We start from the raw sequence: 21,204 nt of genomic DNA on the forward strand, positions 1-21,204 counted from the left end.
GGCGGTGCGGCACGTGCCCTGTCCGCGGGGTGCGCGGCCGATCTCCCCGGCCGCGGCGTGCGGTGCGGCGGCGTCGCCGTGGGGGCTCCGGCCACCGCCTCGCCCCGTCACGGCCTGCCGTGCGGCGGCGGTGCCGCCGGGGCTTCGGGTACCGGTCTGTCCGGTCACGGCGCGCCGCACGGTCGCCGTTCCGGGCCCGTTCGGCGGGGGCGTTCCCCGGGAGGTGGCCGATGAGGGCCGTCTCCGCCGTGCTGTTCGACCGTGATGGCACCCTCGTGGTCGACGTGCCCTACAACGGCGATCCCGAACGGGTGCGGACGCTGCCCGGTGCCGCCGAGGCCGTCGCGTTCGTCAGGGCAGCGGGGCTGCCCACCGGGGTGGTCAGCAACCAGTCCGGCATCGGGCGCGGGCTGCTCACCGCCGAGGACGTCGCCCGGGTCAACCGGCGCGCCGACGAACTGCTGGGCGGCCTGGACACGTGGCTGTACTGCCCGCACGCGCCGGACACCGGCTGCCCCTGCCGCAAGCCCCGGCCCGGTCTGATCCTCGCCGCCGCCGAGCGCCTCGGCGTCCCGCCCGCCGAGTGCCTGGTCGTCGGCGACATCGCCGCCGACGTGCTGGCCGCACGGGCGGCCGGCGCCCGCGGCGTCCTCGTCCCCAACGCGGCCACCGCACCGCAGGAGGTGCGGCGCTACGCCCGGCACAGTGCCCCCGACGCGCTCACCGCCGTACGCGACGCCCTCGACACCCGCCCGGGGAGGTGGCCCCGGTGACGGCGCTCGTGGTCCGGCTCGACAGCTTCGGCGACGTCCTGCTCGCGGGGCCCGCCGTACGCGCCGTCGGCGAGCACCACGGCCCCGTGACCATGCTGTGCGGGCCGCGCGGCGCCGACGCCGCCCGGATGCTCCCCGGCGTCGAGGACGTCCTCGTCTGGGAGGCCCCCTGGGAAGGCTTCACCCCGCCCCCGGTGGACCCCGCGGACATCGGCGACCTGATCGCCCGCCTGCGTCAGGGTGCCTTCGACACCGCCCTGATCCTCACCTCCTTCCACCAGAGCCCGCTGCCCACCGCGCTGCTGCTGCGCCTCGCCGGGATCGGCCGGATCGGTGCCGACAGCGTCGACCACCCCGGCCGGCTGCTCGACGTCCGCCACCGCCGGCTGCCCGGTCGGCACGAGGCCGAGGCCGCCCTCGACACCGCCGCCGCCATGGGCTGCACCCTCCCGCCCGGCGACGACGGCCGGCTGCGCGTCCTGCCGCCCCCCGACACCGGCGGCCTGACCGGCAACGGCCCCTACGTCGTCCTGCACCCCGGCGCCAGCGCGCCCGCCCGCGCCTGGAGCCCGGACCGCTGCACCGAGGCGGTCGCACTGCTCGCCGACGCCGGGCACCGCGTGGTCGTCACCGGCGGCCCGCACGAGCAGGCGCTCACCAAGAGGGTGAGCGGCGACGCGGCCGTGGACCTCGGCGGCCGCACCAGCCCCCGCACCCTCGCCGGAGTGCTGCGCATGGCCGACGTGGTGGTCAGCGCCAACACCGGCCCCGCCCACCTCGCCGCGGCCGTCGGCACCCCCGTCGTCTCCCTGTTCGCCCCCGTGGTCCCCGCCGAGCGCTGGGCCCCCTACGGCGTCCCCGCCATCCTGCTCGGCGACCAGTCGGCGCCGTGCGCGGACACCCGGGCGCTCGTCTGCCCGGTGCCCGGCCACCCCTGCCTGGACGAGGTCACCGGGCAGGACGTGGTGCGCGCGGTGCACAAGCTCATCCAGGAGCCCTCCTCATGAACATCCTCGTCTGGCACGTGCACGGATCCTGGCTCACCGCCTTCGTGCAGGGCCCGCACACCTATCTGGTCCCGGTCACCGAGGACCGGGGGCCCGACGGCCTCGGCCGCGCCGCCACCTGGGACTGGCCGCCCACCGTCGAAGAACACACCCCCGCGAGCCTGCGGGACGCCGACATCGACCTGATGGTCCTGCAACGCCCGCACGAAGTCGCCCTGGCCGAACGCTGGACCGGCCGCCGGCCCGGCCGCGACGTGCCCGCCGTCTACGTCGAGCACAACACCCCCGACGCCGCCCCGGAGCGCCAACTCCACCCGCTGGCCGGGCAGTCGGCGATACCCGTCGTACACGTCACCCACTTCAACCGGCTGATGTGGGACAGCGGACGGGCCCCCACCGAGGTCGTCGAGCACGGCATCGTGGACCCCGGCCGGCTGTGGACCGGCACCGAGCGGCGCGCCGCCGTCGTCGTCAACGAGCCCGTGCGCAGGGGCCGTACGACCGGCACCGACCTGCTGCCCCGGTTCGCCCGCTGCGCGCCCCTGGACGTCTTCGGGATGCGCACCGAAGGACTCGCCGACCACCTCGGCCTGCCGCCCGAGCGCTGCCGCACCCGCGACCTGCCCCAGCACCGGCTCCACCGCGAGATGGCCAAGTGCCGCGTCTATCTGCACCCCGTGCGCTGGACCTCGCTCGGCCTGTCCCTGCTGGAGGCCATGTTCCTCGGGATGCCGGTGGTCGCCCTGGACACCACCGAGGTCCGGGAAGCCGTACCCGAGGGCGCCGGGGTGGTCTCCAACCGCCTCGACGTCCTGGAGGACGCCGTGCGGGCGTTCCTCGCCGACCCCGAGGACGCGCGCCTGACCGGCGACGCCGCCCGGGCCGCGGCCCAGGCCCGCTACGGAGAGCGGCGCTTCCTGGACGACTGGGAGCGCCTGATCAAGGAGGTCACCCGATGAGCCGTACTGCCCACACGGCCGGGCGCGTCGCCATGGTCTCCGAGCACGCCAGCCCGCTGGCCGCGCTCGGCGGACCGGACGCGGGCGGCCAGAACGTCTACGTGGCCCAGGTCGCGCGGCAACTCGCCAGAAAGGGCTACCGGGTCACGGTCTACACCCGGCGGGACTCGACGGGCCTGCCGGACCGGGTGACCCTCATCGACGGCGTCCAGGTGGTGCATGTGCCCGCCGGGCCGCCCGAACCCGTGCCCAAGGACGAACTCCTGCCGCACATGGTGGAGTTCGGCGAGTTCCTGGCCGGCCAGTGGGCGGCGAGCCCGCCCGACGTGGTGCACGCCCACTTCTGGATGTCGGGCCTGGCCGCCCTGTCCGGCGCCCGCGGCCTCGGCGTCCCCGTCGTGCAGACCTACCACGCCCTCGGCACGGTCAAGCGGCGCTACCAGGGCGCCGCCGACACCAGCCCGCCGCAGCGCCTGGCCGTGGAGGAGGCCATCGGGCACGAGTGCGCCCGGATCATCGCCACGTGCAGCGACGAGGTGGCCGAACTGAAGGCCATGGGGCTGCCCGAGGACCGGTTGAGCGTGGTGCCCTGCGGGGTGGACCCCGTCCAGTTCTCGCCGCTGCCGCGCTCCCGGCCGCCGGGCGCCCGCAGGCGGCTGCTGGCCGTCGGCCGGCTGGTGCCCCGCAAGGGCTTCGACCGCGCCATCCGCGCCCTGGCCGGCGTCCCCGACGCCGAACTCCTGGTCGCCGGCGGCCCCGAGGCCGAACTCCTCGGCGCCGACCCCGAGGCCCGGCGCCTCAAGGCCCTGGCCGGCGAGTACGGCGTCGCCGACCGCGTCACCCTGCTCGGCGGGGTCAGCCGGACCCGGATGCCCCGGCTGATGGCCGGCGCCGACCTCGTCCTGTCCCTGCCCCGCTACGAGCCCTTCGGCATCGTCCCGCTGGAGGCCATGGCCTGCGCCACCCCCGTCGTGGCCACCGCGGTCGGCGGTCAGCTCGACACCGTCGTGGACGGCGCCACCGGCGTCCTCGTCCCGGCCGACGACGACCACGACCTCGGCGCGGTCGTCCGCGCCCTGCTCGCCGACCCCGCCCGGCTCGAAAGGTACGGCGCGGCCGGCCGCCGCCGCGTGCTGACCCACTACACCTGGGACCGGGTGGCCGACGGCGTTGCCGGGGCGTACGGCGCCGTGTCCGCCCTCCCCTCGCTCTCCGGAGTCGTCCGATGAAGACCGTCACCGACACCACGCACTGCGACGACCTGATGAAGGCCCTGGAGACGTTCCGCGACCGCGGTCCCCTCATCGGGCGCTGGGGCACCGAACTGGCCCGCCGGCTGGGCGCCGGCTCCCGGCTGCTGGTCGCGGGCAACGGCGGCAGCGCGGCCCAGGCCCAGCACCTGACCGCCGAACTGGTCGGCCGCTACCGCGACGACCGGCCGCCGTTCTCCGCGGTCGCCCTGCACGCCGACACCTCCTCCACCACCGCCATCGCCAACGACTACGGCGTGCAGGAGGTGTTCGCCCGGCAGACCGCCGCCCACGGCCGCCCCGGCGACGTGCTGATGCTGCTGTCCACCAGCGGCGCCAGCGCCAACCTGCTGTCCGCCGCCGACCGCGCCCACCGCCTGGGCATGACCGTGTGGGCGCTGACCGGACGGGCCCCCAACCCGCTCCAGCTCGGCGCCGACGAGGCCCTGTGCGTTGACGCGCCGGTCTCCGCCACCGTGCAGGAACTCCATCTGGTCGCCGTGCACATGCTGTGCGAGGCGTTCGACCGGGCCGTCGAGCGCGGCGAGGCCGACCGGGACAGCGGCGCCCGCGTCGACGGCGAAGCCCTCGCCCGCCCCCTGGGCCGGGCCCGCACCGTCGGCCGGCCCGTGGACGGCACGCCGGTGACCCGCGGAAAGGAACAGGCATGACGCACCCCGGTACGACCACCCCGGGCACCCCGCTGGTCGTCGTCGGCGACGCCCTCCTCGACCACGACCTGTGCGGGCACGCCGAGCGGCTGGCCCCCGACGCGCCCGTGCCCGTCGTCCACGGCACCCGGCGCAGCTCCCGCCCCGGCGGCGCCGCCCTCGCCGCCTGCCTGGCCGCCGCCGACGGCCGCCCGGTCACCCTCGTCACCGCCCTCGGCACCGACCCCGCCAGCGACACCCTGCGCCGACTGCTCGCGGGCCGCGTCGAGCTGGTGGAGGTGCCGCTCGACGGCGGCCTCAGCAGCAAGACCCGGGTGCTGGCCGGGGACCGCCCGCTGCTGCGCCTGGACGACGGCGAGGGCCGCGCCCGCGAGGCGACCCGCGAGGCCCTCGACGCGATCACCGCGGCGCGGGGCGTCCTGGTCGCCGACTACGGCCGGGGCACCGCCGACGTCCTGCGCGACGCGCTGTCCCGTACGACCGCGTCCGTGGTCTGGGACCCCCATGTGCGCGGCCGGCCCCCGGTCCTCGGTGCCCGTCTGGTCACGCCCTCCGCCCAGGAGGCACGCGTGTTCGCCCGTCGACTGGACGACGGCGAAGGGCAGCCGGGGGACGGCGCCGGGCTGCGCACCGCCGCCCGGGACGCCCGCGCCCTGGTCCGCGCCTGGCAGGTGCAGGCGGTCGCCGTCACCCTGGGCGAGCGGGGCGCGCTGCTGTCGCACGGCGAGACCCCGCTGCTCGTGCCCACCCCGGCCGCCGCGTCCGGCGACCCCTGCGGCGCGGGCGACCGGTTCGCCGCGGCCGCCGCCGGACTGCTCGCCGACGGCGCCTTCACCGAGGCCGCCGTGCAGGCCGCCGTCCACGCGGCCACCCGGTACGTCGCCGAGGGCGGCGCCCGTGCGATGGCGACGACGGGCGAGGACGAGCGCACACGGCGGCCCGAACAGCCGCTGCCCGACGGGGACACCACCGCGGACGCCCTGCGCACCGCCGCCCGGGTGCGCACCGCGGGCCGCACCGTCGTCGCCGCGGGCGGCTGCTTCGACCTGCTGCACGCCGGCCACGTCGCCCTGCTCCAGGCCGCCCGCCGGGCGGGCGACTGCCTGATCGTCTGCGTCAACTCCGACGACTCGGTGCGCCGCCGCAAGGGCGACGGCCGCCCCCTCGTGCCGGTCGCCGACCGCGTCCGGGTGCTGCGCGCCCTGGAATGCGTGGACGCGGTCGCCGTCTTCGACGAGGACACCCCCGAACGCCTCCTCGCCGAACTGCGCCCGCACATCTGGGCCAAGGGCGGCGACTACGCCCGCACCCCGCTGCCCGAACAGCCCCTCGTGGAGAGCTGGGGCGGCCAGGTCCTCCTGCTGCCCTACCTGGACGGCCGCTCGACCACCGGCCTGGCCCGCCGGGCGGCCTCCTCGCCGGTGCGGTCGGGAGGGCGGCGGCGGTGACCGCGACGGCCGACGCGACCCCCGCGCCCGGGCCCCCGTGCGTCCTGGTGCTGCGCGCGCTGGGCCTCGGCGACCTGCTGGCCGGCGTGCCCGCGCTGCGCGGCATCCGGCGCGGCTTCCCCGGACACCGGATCGTGCTCGCCCAGCCCCCCGCGCTCGCCGGACTGGCCCTGGAGACCGGCGCGTTGGACGCCGTGTTCCCGGCCGAGGCGCCCGGCCGGGCGGTCCCGGCGCTCACGCACTGGCCGGGACCGCCGCCCGACGTGGCGATCGACCTGCACGGCAACGGGCCCGAGAGCCGCGACGCCCTCGCCGCCCTGCGCCCGCGCCGGCTGCTCGCCCACGCCTGCCCGGACGGCCCCGGCTGGCGGGCCCAGGCACACGAACGGGACCGCTGGTGCGGCTTCCTGGACGACTACGGCATCCCGGCCGACCCGCTCGACCTGCGCCTGCCCGCGCCCGGCACACCCTCCCCGGCCCCCGGCGCGGTCCTCGTCCACCCCGGCGCCGCCTCCGGCTCCCGCCGCTGGCCGGCCGAGCGGTTCGCCGCCGTCGTGCGCTGCCTGCGGGCGGCCGGGTACCGGGTGGTGCTCACCGGCGGCGCGGGGGAGGAGGCCCTGGTACGGTCCGTCGCCGAGCGCGGCGGCGCGCCCGCCGAGGACCTGCTGACCGGCGGCCTGCCCCTCGCCGAACTGTCCGCGCTGGTGGCCGGGGCGGCCCTGGTGCTCAGCGGCGACACCGGCCTCGCCCACCTCGCGTACGCGCACGCCACCCCCAGCGTCAACCTCTTCGGCCCGGTCTCCCCACGCCTGTGGGGGCCGCCGCCGAGCCCCGGCCACCTCGCCCTGTGGAAACCCGGCCCGCCCGGCGACCCGCACGGCCGCACCCCCGACGCCCGGCTGCTGCGCATCGGTTCCGGCGAGGTCGCCGCGGCCTGTCTGACACTGCTGCGCCAGGGCCGGACCCGGCCGGCCCCGCGCCCGGAGGTGGCCCATGCCAACTGAGCCCGCGCCCGGCCGGGTCGGCCGCCGCGCGCCGGCCGCGGCCGACGGCCGTGTCACGGTCGCCATCATCACCCGCGACCGCGCCGCGAGCCTGCTGCGCACCCTGGACGCCCTGGCCGCGCTGCCCGAACGGCCGCCGGTCATCGTGGTCGACAACTCCCGTGACGACAGCACCCGCCGGGCGGTGGCCGGCCACCCCGCCCCCGTCCGGCTGCTGCGCGCCGCGGCCAACACCGGTGCGCTCGGCCGCAATCTGGCCGTGCGGCACGCCCGCACCCCCTATGTCGCGTTCAGCGACGACGACTCCTGGTGGGAACCGGGAAGCCTCGCCCGCGCCGCCGACCTCCTCGACCGCCACCCCCGGCTCGGCCTGCTCGCCGCCCGCACCCTCGTCGGCGACGAGGCCGCCGAGGACCCCCTCAACGCCGTACTCGCCGCCTCGCCGCTGCCGCCCGAACCGGATCTGCCCGGCCGTCCCGTCCTCGGCTTCCTCGGCTGCGCCAGTGTGGTGCGCCGGGAGGCATTCCTGGCCGCGGGCGGCTTCCACCCGCTGCTGTTCTTCGGCGGCGAGGAGACCCTGCTCGCCTACGACCTGGCCGCCCGGAACTGGGGCGTGGCCTATGAACCCGCGCTGTGCGCCCGCCACCACCCCGAGGACCACGGCCGCACCGGACGCTCCTTCCTCGTCCGGCGCAACCACGTCCTCACCACCTGCCTGCGCCGCCCCTGGCCCGTCGCCCTGCGCGCGGGCGCCGCGCTCGCCCGCGCCGCGGCGGCCGACGCCCCCGGCGCCCGCCGCGCCCTGCGGGAGACCCTGACCCGCCTCCCCGCCACCCTGGCCCGCCGTGACCCGCTGCCCCCGCACGTCGAACACGCGGCCCGCCTGCTGGACCGCCAGCGGGCCGAAGGACGCGCGCCGGTCGCGGCACCGCGGGCCGACCGGGCCGACCGGGACGAGGAGAACGCCTCGCCATGACCTGCACCCGTACGACCGTCGTCGTCATCACCCACAACAGGCGCGCCGAACTGCTGCGCACCCTCGCCGAGTTGCGCCGTCTGCCCGAGCGCCCCCGGGTCGTCGTCACCGACAACGCCTCGACCGACGGCACCGCCGAGGCCGTCGCCCGCGACTTCCCGGAGGCGACCCTGCTGCGCCCGGGCCGCAACCTCGGGGCCGTCGGCCGCAACCTGGCCGTCCGGCACGTCCGCACGCCCTACGTGGCGTTCTGCGACGACGACTCCTGGTGGGAGCCCGGCAGCCTCGCCCGTGCCGCCGACCTGCTCGACACCCGGCCCCGGCTCGCGGCCGTCACCGCGCGGATCGTCGTGGAGCCGGAGGGCACCGAGGACCCGGTCGTGCGCGAACTGCGCGAGTCGCCCCTGTCCGGCCCCGACTGGCTCCCCGGACCGGCCCTCGGCTCCTTCCTCGCCGCCGCCACGGTGATGCGCACCGACGCCTTCCGCGCGGGCGGCGGCTTCCACCCCGGGCTGTGGCTTGGCGGCGAGGAGGAGCTGCTCGCCTGCGATCTGCTGCGCCAGGGCTGGTGGTTCGCCTACGCCGAGGAACTCACCGTGCACCACCAGGCCTCCCGGCTGCGCGACAGCACGGCCCGGCGCGTCCTCGGCCTGCGCAACACCCTCTGGTTCACCTGGCTGCGCCGCCCGCTCCTGCCCGCGCTGCGCCGCACCGGGCACCTGATCCGCACGGTGCCCCACGACGCCGCGTCCGCCCGCGCCTTCGCCCACGCCACCGCCGGGCTGCCCTGGGTGCTGCGCCAGCGCGACCCGGTCCCCCCGGACCTGGAACACCGCCTGGCCACCCTGGAACGCGCCCGCCGCACCTCCCCGGCCCGCCGGTACATCGGCTGACGCCCCGCCGCGCCGGCCGCCCGCACACCCCGGTCCGACACGCCCGGCCCGCAGTCGTTGCGCGGTGGACGGGCGCGCGGGCACAGTGAGGGACCGGTCATGACGCGGCCGGCGGCGCGCACGGACGGCCTCCGGCTGCACGCGACCCGGCATCCGCCCCGCACCCCCCACGGCCCACCGGCCCCCGCCGGATCGGCGCCCGCCCGAGTGCGGTTGAGAGTCCGGCGTCCGCCGTGCAAGGTGGTGGTTCAAGGTCAGATTCATGGCCAGGAAGCGGCCGTACGGCCCATTCTCGACCTGCCCGGGTGATGCCATGAAAGCTTCCTCCCCGCGGCCGGGCGCACCGGCCCCCCTCGTGATCGAGTCCTCCGTCGTGGAGGGACTGCCCGCCGAGGGCGCCCTGCTGCTGCGCATGTCCGGCACCCTGGACGCGGGCGGCGCCCACGCCTGGTCCGAGGAACTGCGCGGCCACCTGGCCCGGGCGGACCGCGCCGGACTGCGGCCGGTCCTCGACATGGCCCACGTACAGCTCGGCGGTGCCGCCGTCCTGCGCACGCTCAGCGAGACGACCCGGGTCCGCGCCGGCCGCCCGGACCTGATCATCGTCCGGGCCCGGCCGGGCGTCCGCGAGGCGGTGCACCTGGCCCGTCTGGAGGGCGTCCAGCTGTACGCCACCCTGGACGAGGCCCTGCGCGAACTGGCCCGCGCCGCCTCCCGGGTGGAGGAGCTGCCCGCCTGGCGCTCGCAGATGGCGGACCCGCTGCGGCCGTCCTACCAGGACCTGCACCAGGAGGTGCGCGCCCTGCGCGCCCGGGTGCGCACCGCCCCCGTGATCGGCATGGCCCAGGGCATGCTCATGGCCCGCTACGGGCTGCCCGACACCGGCAGCGCCTTCCGGGTGCTGCGCGAGACCTCCCAGCGGTTCAACGTGCCCTTGCGGGTCCTCGCCGCCGCCGTGGTCGTGGCCCGCCCGCCCGACGGCCCGACCTGGTTCCCCGGCCGCCGTCCGCTGCCCCTGCCCCAGCTGCGGATCCTCGCCCGCGCGGGACGCGACCCCCGCTACCGGGGCCAGATGATCGAGGCCGTGCTGCACGAGGCGCTGGCCATCGTGCGCGCGCCGGCCGGACACGTGCTGTCCGTGGACCCCGCCGTGAACGCGCTCGCGCTGGAGAGCCGGTACGGCGGCGCGGACGCCTATCTGGACCACCTCGTGCGCGGCCGGACCGACGGCACGGCCGAGGCGGTCGCCCGCACCCGGGGCCGGCGGGTGAGCATGCCCGACGTGGCCACCGACGCGCTGCTGTCCGAGGACGGGCGGCGCGCCCTGCTCGCCGCGGGCGCCCGGGCGCTCCAGTGCGTCCCGGTCCTGTCCTCGGCCGGCTGCTGCACCGGCCTGATCACCGTGCACTGGCCCGACGCCGGTCACCGGCCGGCGTCCCCCCAGGCCGAGGCCCTCGACCTGCTCGCCGCCGACACCGCGGCCTGGCTCGCCTGGTACCACCGCACGGTCCTGCTCGGCGCCCTCGAACACCTCCACCAGCGGCTGACCCGCCCCTGAGCGGCATGCGTCACCCGCGCGCCCCTGGGAACCCGGACCGCGCACGAGATCACGCACCACCCGGAGGGAGTCCGGCGCATGTCCAATCCGCAGCAGCCCGAACAGCGGCGCAGTGACAAGGGAGGCGCCACCCCGCAGGACAGCGGCGAGCTCAAGGCCCGCCAGGCGCGCGGCGCGGGAGCCCGTCCGCACGGCTCGGACAAGGGCGAGAAGGGCGGGGGCGAGGGCGGCGGAGTGCCTCCGGCGCAGCGGCCCGACCACCCCTGAGAGCCCCTTTCCCGGCCCGGTATCCAACGGACCCCGGCAGCGGCATCGGCGCGTGCCGGGGTCCCGCCCTGTCCGCCCGGGCTCGGGGCCGGGGCGCTACCCTCCCGGTATGCGGATCTCCGTCTCCTCCGACATGGACGAACCCGTCGCCCGCCGGCTCGTGGCCGAGCTGCGGCGGCGCGGGCACGAGGTGCGGACGCACGGCGCGCTGCGCGAGGGCGCCGACCCGCAGTGGGCGGTCTGCTCGGAGGCGGCGGCGCGGGACGTGGCCGACGGGACGGCCGATCAGGCGGTGGTGTGCTGCTGGACCGGCACCGGCGCGTCCATCGCGGCGAACAAGGTGCCCGGCGTGCGTGCCGCGCTGTGCCCGGACGCCGCCACGGCGGACGGCGCGCGCCGCTGGAACGACGCCAACGTCCTCGCCCTGAGCCTGCGCCTGACCTCGGAACCGCTGCTGACGGAGATCCTGGACGCCTGGTTCACGGCCGAGCCCAGCCAGGATCCGGAGGACGTACGCAACGTGGCCCGCGTCGGCCGCCTGGACGCCGCCCGGCAAGAAGCCTGAACGTCGTACGGCGGCCCGACGCGGGCCAGGGTGCCGAGGGGCCTCGCGGGTTCAGTGGGCGCCGAGCCCGCCGCCGCCGAAGGACCCGCTGGAACCGCTGCTCCAGCGCGGCCGCTTCTGCTCCGCGCTCGTCTTGGAGTCCACATTGCCCAGTTCGTACGGGGTGAGCGGACGACCGCCCTTGGGTGTCCTGGGGACCTCCTGGTAGTCCCGGTTCTCCCGGACCTCGTGCACCGCTCCCTCGGGCGGCAGCTTCGGCTGCTCCTCGGGACGAGGGCGGGCCGACTCGCGGTACTTCACCCGCGAGGTCATCCAGAAGCCTCCGGCGAGCAGTGCCAGCAGGCCGACGGCCACGAAGAAGAACACGAGGCTCACCAGGCCGCTCCCCGCGGCCAGCTGCATGGATGCGATGTTCATAGCAGAGGAATACCCCACCCATAAGGGTGCGAACCGGACAAATTGTGCATCATTCGCGTCCGGCCGTGGTAAGAAGCGGTGGTTTCCCGTCCGTCGCCGGGGCTACCCGCACGGCGTGACCCCGCAGACCTCGCAGCAGCAGCTCTACCGGTTCCTTGAGGACCGCTTCACCTGTGCCCAGGCGTGCACGGAGTGTGCCCGGGCCTGCTCGGTGCGGGTGAGCCTGGTCGACCCGGGCGGCCCCGAGAGTCACGAGCGGGTGCGCAGGCTCGGCATCATGTGCGCCGAGGTGTGCGACACCACCTGCCGGCTGCTGTGCGAGGAGAACCACCAGGACGAGGAGGGCCTGCGCGGCCGCGTCGACTGGTGCCGCCGGATCTGTCTCGAATGTGCCGACGCTTTCGAGGACCACCCCGGCGCGGAATCCGCCGCGGCGGCCTGCCGGGCGTGTGCCGCGGCGTGCTCCGACTTCCTGGAGACGCTGGCCTGATCCCGACGCGGGCCGGTCCCCGGGACCCGGGCCGGCCGCCTGCCGGACCGGCCGCGGCGCTCAGTGAGCGGCTGCCCGGGACCGTCGGACCGCTCGCCGGCCGGCGTGGTCAGACCGTGGCGCAGCAGGGCGAGGGCGCGGTCGGCGACCCGGTCCGGGTCGGCCCCCTCTGCGATGGCGGTGATGGCTGCCCGCACGATCCCTCGGCGAGCTGGCTGGTCAGCTCGGAGCCCTCGCCCGTCATGGCGGCGATCGCCGCCTGGAAGGGGGCGGGGCGCCGGTGGTGGAGTTCATGGACCCGGGCCACGCACTCGGGCGGCAGGTCGGCCCGCATGAGCGCCTTCGCGGGGCGGTGCGCGCCCTGGGCGGCGAGCCGGAGTTCGGTGCGAACGAAGGCGTCGATGCGGGCGGCCGGTTCGCGCATCCGGGTCGGCACCGCGCCGCGACCACGGGCGGCGATGCGTGGGCGCGCGTGGTCGGACCGTGCCGTCGAAACGGCGGGGCCGCCCGCCGCGGTCAGCCACCCGGCCCGCGCGCCGCGCTGACGGCCGTCGGTGGTGATGGAATCTGCGTAGAGGACGCGGTCACGGGGCGCGCGACCGGTCCTCCGGTGCGGGAGGAGAGTGATGAGGCAGGAGCCGCCGCCTCCGGCAGCGAACCCCGGGGAGCTGCCGTCGGAGGTGGCCGCCGCCCGGCTGCGGCTGCTCGCCGACGTGAGCCGCGCACTGGCGTCGGGGCTGGACGCGGAGGAGTCGCTGCGCCGCCTCGCCCGGCTCGTGGTCCCGCAGCTCGCCGACGCCTGCGTCGTCGACGTGGTCGAGGGCGAAGGCGTGCGCCGGCTCACGGTCACGGACCGGGACTCCGACCGCGCGCTGCGGCTACTGCCCGGCGGCGTCCTCCCCGGACCGGACGACTCGGCCTGCGCCCTCGCGAAGGTGCTGCGCGGAGCGGGACCCGTGCTGGTGACCGACTTCGGCACGACCGACCCGAACGATCCGCTCCGCTCCGCGCAGTGGTCCCTGTACCGCACCCTCGGCGCCCGCAGCGCGCTGATCGTGCCCATGCGGGTGCGGCGCCAGGAACTGGGCGCGCTCACCTTCGTCCGCCGTGCCGAGACCCCGTTCGACGAGCAGGAGCAGGCACTCGCCGCCGACCTGGGCCACCGCGCGGCCCTCGCGCTGGACAACGCGCGCCTTTACGCCATGCAGGAGCACACCGCCGAACAGCTCCAGCTGTCCCTGCTGCCCGACCTGACCGGCCTCGCCCACCTCCAGCTCGCCACCAGCTATCTGGCCGCCCGGGAGCGGGCCGAGGTGGGCGGTGACTGGTACGACGCCTTCCCGCTGCCCGACGGCTCGGCCGTCCTCGCCATCGGGGACGTCGTCGGCCACGATCTGGCGGCCGCCGTCCGCATGGGGCAACTGCGCAACATGCTGCGCGCCCTCGCCTACGACAGGGGCGACGACCCGGCGGGGGTCATGTGCCGCCTGGACCGGGTGATGCAGGGCCTGACCGGCATCGAGCTGGTCACGGCCGTCATCGCCCGCATCGAGACACCCCCCGCCGGGCCGTGGCGGCTGACCTGGACCAACGCCGGCCACCTCCCGCCGCTGCTGGCCCGGCCCGACGGCCACACCGCGCTGCTGGAGGAAGGCCACGCCCCCATCCTGGGTGTCGACCCGGAACTGCCCCGCGAGACGGCGAGCGTCGTCCTCCCGCGCGGCTCCACACTGCTGCTGTACACCGACGGCCTGGTCGAGCGGCCCGGCGAGGACATCGGCCGCGGTCTGACCCGGTTGCGTCAGCACGCGGCCGCGCTGGCCGGTGAGCCGCTGCCCGTCTTCCGTGACGAACTCCTGGGCCGGATGAGCGATGTCCAGCACGACGACGTGGCGGTGCTGGCGCTGCGCGTCCCGTGAGGCGTCCCGCCGGGGCAGTCGCACGGGCGGCGGGGACACGGCCCGCTGCCGCGCCGGCGGGCGCGACCGCGTCCTGCCGGTCAGGCGTCAGGGTTCATCCGGCCACCTTGTCGGCGTCCGGCTCCGCGCAGCGGGCGAGGAGTTCGTCGCGCCCGATGGCGTCGGCCCGGGTCGAGGGCACGGTGCACGCGTGGGCGCCCGCGACGGCACCGTAACGCGCGCAGAGCAGCGGGTCAGCGCCCTCCAGCCAGCCCAGCAGGAACGCGGCGGCGAAGGCGTCGCCCGCGCCGTTGGAGTCCACGACGGGCGCGGGCGGAGCCACCGCGGGCACATGGGTGAGGTCGCCGTCCGCCAGCAGGTACGCGCCCTCGGCCCCGGCGGTGGCCACCACGATCCGGGCCCGGCCGCGCGCCGCGATGTCCCGCATGGTGCGCTCGTGGTCGGCCAGCGCGGTGGTCGACAGGAAGACCAGGTCCGCGCCGAGCGCGAACGGCTCGTGGTACGGGTTGACGCCGTCCCAGTCGTGCAGGTCCGTCGAGATGGTCGGCCCGGCCTCGCGCAGCACCGGCAGGGCGTGCGCGCACGGGTGGGTGATCACCACATGGGCGTGCCGGCTCGCGGCGGCCAGGGTGCGCAGGGTGTCCTCGGGCAGCCGGTCGGACTCCTGCGCGCGGGTGTCGTCGTACAGGGACAGCCGCCGCCCGTCCGGGCCGACCAGGTTGACCGCGCGCTTGGTGCCCGCGGCCGAGGGCACCGCGGTGAACGGGATGCCCCGGTCCCGGTGCAGCGCGCGCACCAGGTCGCCCTCGGGGTCGGCGCCGAGCAGGTCGATGTGGTGGGTGCGCAGGCCCAGGGCGCGCACACCGAGCGCGACGAAGTCTCCGCTCTGTCCGGCACGGGTCACGATGCCCGGCCGGATCATGTAGCTGTCGGCGTAGGGGAGCGGCAGCTCGGGGACGTGGACGACGGTGTCCACGCCCGCGCCGCCCAGAACGAGTACGTCGGTCTCGGTGGTCATGTGGTCGGCTCGTTCCTCTCGGGTCGGGTGACCGCGCGCGCGGCTCCGGCCGGGTGCCAGGTCGACCGGGGTGGTGAGTCAAGCAGCCACCCGCACCGCTGGCAAGAACTTGCTGAAATTTTCGGCAAGTTGCCACGGGCCTCGGCCGGTGTCCGGCGCGCGGCTGCGGACCGGCACGCGGGCAGGACCGCCTCTGGCCGCCGTGGATCAGCGCGTGTTACGAAGGACCATGCCCGCAGACGAGGGAACCCGCGCGTACGACGCCGTCATCGTGGGCGGCGGCCACAACGGCCTGGTCGCCGCCGCCTACCTGGCCCGGGCCGGGCGCTCGGTGCTGGTGCTGGAGCGGCTCGGCCACACCGGCGGGGCCGCCGTCTCCACCCGGCCGTTCACCGGGGTGGACGCCCGCCTGTCGCGCTACTCCTACCTGGTCAGCCTGCTGCCGCCGAAGATCGTCACCGACCTCGGCCTGGACTTCCGCGTCCGCACCCGCACCATCTCCTCGTACACGCCCGTCGAACGCGCGGGCCGGCCCACCGGACTGCTGGTCGGCGGCGGCGAGGAGCGCACCCGGGCGGCCTTCGCCCGGCTGACCGGCGGGGAGCGCGAATACGCCGCCTGGCAGCGCTTCTACGGCATGACCGGCCACGTCGCCCGGCGCGTCTTCCCGACCCTCACCGAGCCCCTGCCCACCCGGGACGAACTGCGCCGCCGAATCGACGACGAGACCGCCTGGCGGGCCCTGTTCGAGGAGCCGATCGGTGCCGCGGTGGAGGAGCACTTCGAGGACGACCTGGTCCGGGGCGTGGCGCTCACCGACGCCCTGATCGGCACCTTCGCCGACGCCCACGACCCCTCCCTGGCCCAGAACCGCTGCTTCCTCTACCACGTCATCGGCGGCGGCACCGGCGCCTGGGACGTGCCCGTGGGCGGCATGGGCGCCCTCACCGACGCCCTCGCGACGGCGGCCCGGGCGGCCGGCGCGGTGCTCGCGACCGGGCACGAGGCGGTCCGCATCGACACCGGCGCCGACGGCGCCGAGGTCGCCTACCGCACCGCCGACGGCGAAGGCGTCGCGGCCGCCCGGCACGTCCTGGTGGGCGCCTCCCCGCGGGAACTGGCCGCCCTCACCGGCGAGGCGCCCCCCGAGCCCGCCGAGGGCGCCCAGCTCAAGGTCAACATGCTGCTCACCCGGCTGCCCAGGCTCCGCGATCCGGCCGTCGACCCCCGCGAAGCCTTCTCCGGCACCTTCCACATCGCCGAGGGATACGGCCAGCTGGCCACCGCGCACGCCCAGGCCGCCGCCGGCGAACTCCCCGCCGCACCGCCCTCCGAGATCTACTGCCACTCCCTGACCGACCCCACCATCCTCGGTCCCGGACTCGCCGCGGCCGGCTACCAGACCCTCACCCTGTTCGGGCTGCACACCCCGGCCCGGCTCTTCGCCGAGGACAACGACGCGGTCCGCGAGCGTCTGCTGGCGGCCACCCTCGCCCAGCTCGACGCCCACCTCGCCGAACCCCTCGCCGACTGCCTGGCCACCGACGCCGACGGCCGCCCCTGCATCGAGGCGAAGACCCCGCTCGACCTGGAACGGGACCTGCGGCTGCCCGGCGGCAACATCTTCCACCGCGCGCTGTCCTGGCCCTACGCCCAGGAACACACGGGCCGTTGGGGCGTGGAGACCGCGCACCCGCGCGTCCTGCTGTGCGGCGCGGGCGCCGTGCGCGGGGGCGGGGTGAGCGGCGTACCCGGGCACAACGCGGCGATGGCGGTGCTGGAGCGGGAGAACTGACGGTGTGACGGCGCGCCGGCAGTGGCGGGCCCCGCGGACGGCGGCCGCGCGACCCTCACGGGCAGGGGCGGGCCCGGCAAGCCCGGTCCGCCCCTGTCACGCTCCTTGACCCGGCCGCCCGGCGCACCGAGGATCGGCGGTCATGAGGCACGGAAACGGCAGCACGGTCGACGCGATGCTGCGGCGCAGCGCCCGCCGCACCCCCACGCGGGTCGCGGTGGAGTACGGCACGCGGAGCTGGACGTACGGGGAACTGGACGACGCGGTCTCCCGCGCGGCCGCGCTGCTGCTCGCCGAGGGCCTCACCCCCGGCGACCGGGTCGGCGCCTACGGCCACAACTCCGACGCCTATCTGATCGCCTTCCTCGGCTGCGCCCGCGCCGGACTGGTCCACGTCCCGGTCAACCACCACCTCACCGGCGACGACCTGGCCTACATCGTCGGCCAGTCCGGCAGCGCCCTGGTGCTCGCCGACCCCGGCCTCACCGGACGACTCCCGACCGGCGCACGGGTGATGCCCCTACGGGACAGCGACGACTCGTTCCTGGCCCGGCTCGCCGGCACCCCGCCCTACGACGGCCCCGGACCGTCCGCCGAGGACCTGGCGCAGTTGCTCTACACCTCCGGTACGACGGCGCTGCCCAAGGGCGCGATGATGACGCACCGGGCCCTGGTGCACGAGTACCTGAGCGCCATCACCGCCCTTGACCTGCGGCCCGGCGACCGCCCCGCGCACGCGCTGCCGCTGTACCACTCGGCGCAGCTGCACGTCTTCCTGCTGCCCTGCCTCGCGGTCGGCGCGACCAACGTCATCCTGGACGCGCCGGACGGGGACCTGCTGTTCGACCTGATCGAGGCCGGCCGCGTGGACAGCCTGTTCGCGCCGCCCACCGTGTGGATCGCCCTGGCCAACCGGCCCGACTTCGCCACCCGGGACCTCGACGGGCTGCGCAAGGCGTACTACGGCGCCTCCATCATGCCCGTGCCCGTCCTGGAGCGGCTGCGCGAGCGCCTGCCGGACCTCGACCTCTACAACTGCTTCGGGCAGAGCGAGATCGGCCCGCTCGCCACGGTGCTCGGCCCCGCCGAGCACGAGGGCCGGCTGGACTCCTGCGGGCGGCCCGTACTGTTCGTGGAGGCGCGGGTGGTCGACGAACTCGGACAAGAGGTGCCCGACGGCACCCCGGGCGAGATCGTCTACCGCTCGCCGCAGCTGTGCGAGGGCTACTGGGGCAAGCCCGAGGAGACCGAAGAGGCCTTCCGCGACGGCTGGTTCCACTCCGGCGACCTCGCCGTCCGGGACGCCGACGGCTGCTTCACCATCGTCGACCGGGTGAAGGACGTCATCAACTCCGGTGGCGTGCTGGTGGCTTCGCGCCAGGTCGAGGACGCCCTCTACACCCATGAGGCGGTGGCGGAGGCCGCCGTGATCGGCCTGCCCGACGAACGGTGGATCGAGGCCGTCACGGCGGTCGTCGTCCCGCGCGGGGAGGTGACGGAGGAGCAACTCGTCGCGCACGTACGGGAGAAGCTGCCGTCCTTCAAGGCGCCCAAGCGGATCGTGTTCGTGACCGAGCTGCCCCGCAACGCCAGCGGGAAGATCCTCAAGCGCGATCTGCGGGACCGCTTCGGGCGCCGCTGAGCCCGGTCCGCCCGCCCGGCCTCACCCCTGCCCGGAGTCGCGCGGCCGCAGGTCCACGATGCGGCGGATTTTGCCGACCGATCGCTCCAGCGACTCCGGTTCCACGATCTCCACGTCCACCGAGACGCCGATGCCGTTCTTCACCTCGGTCGCGATGGACCGGACGGCGGCCTCCCGCGCCTGTGGTGTGGCGCCCGGGCGGGCCTCGGCGCGCACGGTGAGCGAGTCCATGCGGCCCTCCCGGGTCAGCCGCAGCTGGAAGTGCGGCGCGACCCCGGGCGTGCGCAGCACGATCTCCTCGATCTGCGTGGGGAACAGATTGACCCCGCGCAGGATCACCAGGTCGTCGCTGCGCCCCGAGATCTTCTCCATCCGCCGGAACACCCGGGCCGTGCCGGGCAGCAGCCGGCTCAGGTCCCGGGTCCGGTACCGGACGATCGGCATGGCCTCCTTGGTCAGCGAGGTGAACACCAGCTCGCCCCGCTCACCCTCCGGCAGCACCTCGCCGGTGATCGGGTCGACCACCTCCGGGTAGAAGTGGTCCTCCCAGACGGTCAGCCCGTCCTTGGTCTCCACGCACTCCTGGGCCACACCCGGGCCGACCACCTCGGACAGCCCGTAGATGTCGACGGCGTCGATCGCGAACCGCTCCTCGATCTCCCGCCGCATCTGCTCGGTCCAGGGCTCCGCCCCGAAGACCCCCACCCGCAGCGCGGTCTCGCGCGGGTCCACGCCCTGGCGCTCGAACTCGTCCAGCAGCGTCAGCATGTAGGAGGGCGTCACCATGATCACGGCCGGTTCCAGGTCCTGGATCAGCCGCACCTGCCGGGCGGTCATGCCGCCGGACGCCGGGACGACCGTACAGCCCAGGCGCTCCGCCCCGTAGTGGGCGCCCAGCCCCCCGGTGAACAGCCCGTACCCGTAGGCCACGTGCACCACGTCACCGGGGCGTCCGCCCGCCGCCCGGATGGAGCGGGCCACCATGTCGGCCCACATGGACAGATCGTTGTCGGTGTACCCGACCAGGGTGGGCAGCCCGGTCGTCCCGCTGGAGGCGTGCAGCCGGCGGATCCGCTCCCGCGGCACCGCGAACATCCCGTAGGGGTAGTTCGCCCGCAGGTCCGCCTTGGTGGTGAAGGGGAAGCGGGCGAGGTCCGCGAGCGACCGGCAGTCCTCCGGCCGGACTCCCGCCTTGTCGAAGGACTCCCGGTAGAACGGCACGTGCTCGTACGCATGCCGCAGCGAGGCGCGCAGGCGCTCCAGCTGGAGCGTCCGCAACTCCTCGGGGCCGAGCCGTTCGCCCGCGTCGAGCAGATCCCTCGCATCCGCCATCGGCACGTCTCCTTACCAACCGCACATTCCGGACGACCGATCATTCGGTCGAACTGTCCGGGGCCAGTAATTCAGGACCAGGGGGTTTCAGACAAGGGGGCGGCGCGGATTTTCCGCGCCGGACGCGGGACGGGGCGCCGGCTCGCCCACCGTAAACGCGTTGCGGCGGACCGCCCCGGGACCCGACCATCGTGTCCATGCCGACCTTCACCGCGGCCGACGGCACCCGGCTCGCCCACCACCTGCGGGGCGACGGCGAGACGCTCGCCGTCCTCCCCGGCGGTCCCATGCGCGCCTCGGCCTACCTCGGGGACCTGGGCGGACTCACCGCCCACCGCCGGCTCGCCCTGCTGGACCTGCGGGGCACCGGCGGCTCCGCGGTGCCGGCCGACCCGGCGACGTACCGCTGCGACCGCTTGGTCGCGGACGTGGAGGCCTGGCGCGACCACCTGTCCCTGGACCGCATGGACCTGCTCGCCCACTCCGCGGGCGCGGCGCCGGCGATGCTGTACGCGGCGCGCCATCCGCACCGGATCCGGCGCCTGATCCTGATCACCCCCAACCCGTCCGCCCTCGGCCTGCGCGCCACCCCGCGGGACCGGCTGGCGGCCGCCCGGCTGCGCGCCCACGAGCCGTGGTTCGCCGGGGCGTACCCCGCATTCCGGCACTGGCTCGCGGGCGAGGCGGACTTCGACGACGTGTTCCTGCCGTTCTTCTACGGCCGCTGGGACGGCACCGCCCGGGCGCACGCGGCCGCGGAGGAGGCGCAGACCAACGACGAGGCCGGCGAACGGTACTTCGCCGACGGCGCCTTCACCCCGGCCGCGACCCGGGCCGCCCTCGCCGGACTGACCGCGCCGGTCCTCGTCTACGCGGGCGAGTACGACGGCGGCCCCCGCCCCGCCCTCGCCCGCCGCACGGCCGCCGCCTTCCCGAACGCCGAGGTCACCGTCCAGCCCGGCGCGGGCCACTACCCGTGGCTGGACGATCCGCGGACGTTCCGCGACCGGATCACGGACTTCCTCGACCGCACCTCCACCCGTACCCGGCCGCCGGGGGAGCGGCCCGGCCGGACCGGAGCACCCCGCTAGCGGATCGAGTCGGCGCCGACGCTCTCGACGGGGCCCGCCCGCCACCGTGCCGGGCCGGACCCCGTCCGCCGAAAGTCCTCCCCACGTGGGCTGTTGGGCACCGGGAGCGGTCGCTAGGCTGAGCCGCGC

Annotated in this window: 21 protein-coding genes; 17 read left to right on the top strand and 4 right to left on the bottom strand. The window is 76.1% G+C overall.

Annotation, left to right across the window (positions count from 1 at the left end; genetic code table 11):
- Positions 1-230: 230 nt before the first annotated feature.
- The 12 genes from HZZ00_RS13695 to HZZ00_RS13750 all read left to right on the top strand — a co-directional run bounded on the left by HZZ00_RS13695 (position 231) and on the right by HZZ00_RS13750 (position 11,371).
- On the top strand, positions 231-773 hold the full coding sequence (locus HZZ00_RS13695) for an HAD-IIIA family hydrolase (RefSeq protein WP_180332439.1): 543 nt from the start codon (positions 231-233) through the stop codon (positions 771-773).
- Complete coding sequence (locus tag HZZ00_RS13700) at positions 770-1,780, top strand: glycosyltransferase family 9 protein (RefSeq protein WP_180332440.1); 1,011 nt, start codon at positions 770-772, stop codon at positions 1,778-1,780. Before HZZ00_RS13695 ends, HZZ00_RS13700 begins: the two co-directional genes overlap by 4 nt.
- Positions 1,777-2,739, top strand: a complete 963-nt coding sequence (locus HZZ00_RS13705) for a glycosyltransferase (RefSeq protein WP_180332441.1) — start codon at positions 1,777-1,779, stop codon at positions 2,737-2,739. The genes HZZ00_RS13700 and HZZ00_RS13705 overlap by 4 nt, the downstream gene beginning before the upstream one ends.
- Positions 2,736-3,968 (top strand): glycosyltransferase, encoded by a 1,233-nt coding sequence (locus HZZ00_RS13710; RefSeq protein ID WP_180332442.1) that lies wholly within the window; start codon positions 2,736-2,738, stop codon positions 3,966-3,968. Before HZZ00_RS13705 ends, HZZ00_RS13710 begins: the two co-directional genes overlap by 4 nt.
- Positions 3,965-4,660 (top strand): SIS domain-containing protein, encoded by a 696-nt coding sequence (locus tag HZZ00_RS13715; RefSeq protein WP_180332443.1) that lies wholly within the window; start codon positions 3,965-3,967, stop codon positions 4,658-4,660. Before HZZ00_RS13710 ends, HZZ00_RS13715 begins: the two co-directional genes overlap by 4 nt.
- Entirely contained in the window at positions 4,657-6,108 is a 1,452-nt protein-coding gene (gene rfaE2, locus HZZ00_RS13720; RefSeq protein WP_180332444.1) for a D-glycero-beta-D-manno-heptose 1-phosphate adenylyltransferase, read from the top strand. Before HZZ00_RS13715 ends, rfaE2 begins: the two co-directional genes overlap by 4 nt.
- Positions 6,105-7,112: a glycosyltransferase family 9 protein gene (locus HZZ00_RS13725; RefSeq protein ID WP_180332445.1), complete on the top strand. Its 1,008-nt coding sequence runs from the start codon at positions 6,105-6,107 to the stop codon at positions 7,110-7,112. The genes rfaE2 and HZZ00_RS13725 overlap by 4 nt, the downstream gene beginning before the upstream one ends.
- Positions 7,102-8,088 carry a glycosyltransferase family 2 protein gene (locus HZZ00_RS13730; RefSeq protein WP_180332446.1) on the top strand — a complete coding sequence of 329 codons (987 nt, stop codon included), beginning with the start codon at positions 7,102-7,104 and terminating at the stop codon, positions 8,086-8,088. The genes HZZ00_RS13725 and HZZ00_RS13730 overlap by 11 nt, the downstream gene beginning before the upstream one ends.
- Entirely contained in the window at positions 8,085-8,981 is an 897-nt protein-coding gene (locus HZZ00_RS13735) for a glycosyltransferase family 2 protein (protein ID WP_180332447.1), read from the top strand. Before HZZ00_RS13730 ends, HZZ00_RS13735 begins: the two co-directional genes overlap by 4 nt.
- 313 nt (positions 8,982-9,294) lie before the next feature.
- Positions 9,295-10,539, top strand: a complete 1,245-nt coding sequence (locus HZZ00_RS13740; RefSeq protein WP_257585779.1) for an ANTAR domain-containing protein — start codon at positions 9,295-9,297, stop codon at positions 10,537-10,539.
- Positions 10,540-10,617: 78 nt separating this feature from the next.
- Positions 10,618-10,806 (top strand): hypothetical protein, encoded by a 189-nt coding sequence (locus HZZ00_RS13745; protein WP_180332448.1) that lies wholly within the window; start codon positions 10,618-10,620, stop codon positions 10,804-10,806.
- Between the two features lie 109 nt (positions 10,807-10,915).
- Complete coding sequence (locus HZZ00_RS13750) at positions 10,916-11,371, top strand: RpiB/LacA/LacB family sugar-phosphate isomerase (RefSeq protein WP_180332449.1); 456 nt, start codon at positions 10,916-10,918, stop codon at positions 11,369-11,371.
- A 51-nt stretch (positions 11,372-11,422) separates the two neighbouring features.
- Here the strand turns inward: HZZ00_RS13750 and HZZ00_RS13755 are convergent, their stop codons facing one another.
- Complete coding sequence (locus HZZ00_RS13755; RefSeq protein ID WP_180332450.1) at positions 11,423-11,788, bottom strand: DUF6479 family protein; 366 nt, start codon at positions 11,786-11,788, stop codon at positions 11,423-11,425.
- 115 nt (positions 11,789-11,903) lie between these two features.
- On the opposite strand from HZZ00_RS13755, the gene HZZ00_RS13760 reads away from it, so the two are divergent.
- The gene (locus HZZ00_RS13760) at positions 11,904-12,278 is read left to right on the top strand and encodes a ferredoxin (protein WP_180332451.1); all 375 of its coding nucleotides are present in this window, start codon (positions 11,904-11,906) and stop codon (positions 12,276-12,278) included.
- Positions 12,279-12,387: 109 nt separating this feature from the next.
- On the opposite strand, the gene HZZ00_RS13765 is transcribed toward HZZ00_RS13760, so the two are convergent.
- Complete coding sequence (locus HZZ00_RS13765) at positions 12,388-12,702, bottom strand: hypothetical protein (protein WP_180332452.1); 315 nt, start codon at positions 12,700-12,702, stop codon at positions 12,388-12,390.
- A 202-nt stretch (positions 12,703-12,904) separates the two neighbouring features.
- Between HZZ00_RS13765 and HZZ00_RS13770 the strand changes: the two genes are divergently transcribed.
- Positions 12,905-14,197 carry a PP2C family protein-serine/threonine phosphatase gene (locus HZZ00_RS13770; RefSeq protein ID WP_257585780.1) on the top strand — a complete coding sequence of 431 codons (1,293 nt, stop codon included), beginning with the start codon at positions 12,905-12,907 and terminating at the stop codon, positions 14,195-14,197.
- A 94-nt stretch (positions 14,198-14,291) separates the two neighbouring features.
- Here the strand turns inward: HZZ00_RS13770 and HZZ00_RS13775 are convergent, their stop codons facing one another.
- The gene (locus HZZ00_RS13775) at positions 14,292-15,215 is read right to left on the bottom strand and encodes a PfkB family carbohydrate kinase (protein ID WP_180332454.1); all 924 of its coding nucleotides are present in this window, start codon (positions 15,213-15,215) and stop codon (positions 14,292-14,294) included.
- 229 nt (positions 15,216-15,444) lie between these two features.
- Between HZZ00_RS13775 and HZZ00_RS13780 the strand changes: the two genes are divergently transcribed.
- Both HZZ00_RS13780 and HZZ00_RS13785 read left to right on the top strand, forming a co-directional pair.
- Positions 15,445-17,010, top strand: coding sequence for an NAD(P)/FAD-dependent oxidoreductase (locus HZZ00_RS13780; RefSeq protein ID WP_180332455.1), 1,566 nt, complete (start codon positions 15,445-15,447; stop codon positions 17,008-17,010).
- Between the two features lie 142 nt (positions 17,011-17,152).
- Positions 17,153-18,652 (top strand): acyl-CoA synthetase, encoded by a 1,500-nt coding sequence (locus HZZ00_RS13785; protein WP_180332456.1) that lies wholly within the window; start codon positions 17,153-17,155, stop codon positions 18,650-18,652.
- Between the two features lie 21 nt (positions 18,653-18,673).
- Here the strand turns inward: HZZ00_RS13785 and paaK are convergent, their stop codons facing one another.
- The gene (paaK, locus tag HZZ00_RS13790; RefSeq protein WP_180332457.1) at positions 18,674-19,984 is read right to left on the bottom strand and encodes a phenylacetate--CoA ligase PaaK; all 1,311 of its coding nucleotides are present in this window, start codon (positions 19,982-19,984) and stop codon (positions 18,674-18,676) included.
- A 197-nt stretch (positions 19,985-20,181) separates the two neighbouring features.
- Between paaK and HZZ00_RS13795 the strand changes: the two genes are divergently transcribed.
- Positions 20,182-21,075, top strand: coding sequence for an alpha/beta fold hydrolase (locus HZZ00_RS13795; protein WP_180332458.1), 894 nt, complete (start codon positions 20,182-20,184; stop codon positions 21,073-21,075).
- The last annotated feature ends 129 nt before the right edge of the window (positions 21,076-21,204 follow it).

The sequence above is a fragment of the Streptomyces sp. NEAU-sy36 genome (genome assembly GCF_013423905.1).
Taxonomy (GTDB): domain Bacteria; phylum Actinomycetota; class Actinomycetes; order Streptomycetales; family Streptomycetaceae; genus Streptomyces; species Streptomyces misionensis.

Bases quoted from the DNA above. Each gene is read 5' to 3' on its own strand.
- HZZ00_RS13730 (WP_180332446.1), top strand. From the start codon at position 7,102: ATGCCAACTGAGCCCGCGCCCGGCCGGGTCGGCCGCCGCGCGCCGGCC.
- HZZ00_RS13755 (WP_180332450.1), bottom strand. From the start codon at position 11,788: ATGAACATCGCATCCATGCAGCTGGCCGCGGGGAGCGGCCTGGTGAGC.
- HZZ00_RS13740 (WP_257585779.1), top strand. From the start codon at position 9,295: ATGAAAGCTTCCTCCCCGCGGCCGGGCGCACCGGCCCCCCTCGTGATC.
- HZZ00_RS13795 (WP_180332458.1), top strand. From the start codon at position 20,182: ATGCCGACCTTCACCGCGGCCGACGGCACCCGGCTCGCCCACCACCTG.
- HZZ00_RS13785 (WP_180332456.1), top strand. From the start codon at position 17,153: ATGAGGCACGGAAACGGCAGCACGGTCGACGCGATGCTGCGGCGCAGC.
- HZZ00_RS13765 (WP_180332452.1), bottom strand. From the start codon at position 12,702: ATGCGCGAACCGGCCGCCCGCATCGACGCCTTCGTTCGCACCGAACTC.
- HZZ00_RS13735 (WP_180332447.1), top strand. From the start codon at position 8,085: ATGACCTGCACCCGTACGACCGTCGTCGTCATCACCCACAACAGGCGC.
- HZZ00_RS13750 (WP_180332449.1), top strand. From the start codon at position 10,916: ATGCGGATCTCCGTCTCCTCCGACATGGACGAACCCGTCGCCCGCCGG.
- HZZ00_RS13780 (WP_180332455.1), top strand. From the start codon at position 15,445: ATGCCCGCAGACGAGGGAACCCGCGCGTACGACGCCGTCATCGTGGGC.
- paaK (WP_180332457.1), bottom strand. From the start codon at position 19,984: ATGGCGGATGCGAGGGATCTGCTCGACGCGGGCGAACGGCTCGGCCCC.
- rfaE2 (WP_180332444.1), top strand. From the start codon at position 4,657: ATGACGCACCCCGGTACGACCACCCCGGGCACCCCGCTGGTCGTCGTC.
- HZZ00_RS13745 (WP_180332448.1), top strand. From the start codon at position 10,618: ATGTCCAATCCGCAGCAGCCCGAACAGCGGCGCAGTGACAAGGGAGGC.
- HZZ00_RS13705 (WP_180332441.1), top strand. From the start codon at position 1,777: ATGAACATCCTCGTCTGGCACGTGCACGGATCCTGGCTCACCGCCTTC.
- HZZ00_RS13695 (WP_180332439.1), top strand. From the start codon at position 231: ATGAGGGCCGTCTCCGCCGTGCTGTTCGACCGTGATGGCACCCTCGTG.
- HZZ00_RS13770 (WP_257585780.1), top strand. From the start codon at position 12,905: ATGAGGCAGGAGCCGCCGCCTCCGGCAGCGAACCCCGGGGAGCTGCCG.
- HZZ00_RS13715 (WP_180332443.1), top strand. From the start codon at position 3,965: ATGAAGACCGTCACCGACACCACGCACTGCGACGACCTGATGAAGGCC.
- HZZ00_RS13710 (WP_180332442.1), top strand. From the start codon at position 2,736: ATGAGCCGTACTGCCCACACGGCCGGGCGCGTCGCCATGGTCTCCGAG.
- HZZ00_RS13775 (WP_180332454.1), bottom strand. From the start codon at position 15,215: ATGACCACCGAGACCGACGTACTCGTTCTGGGCGGCGCGGGCGTGGAC.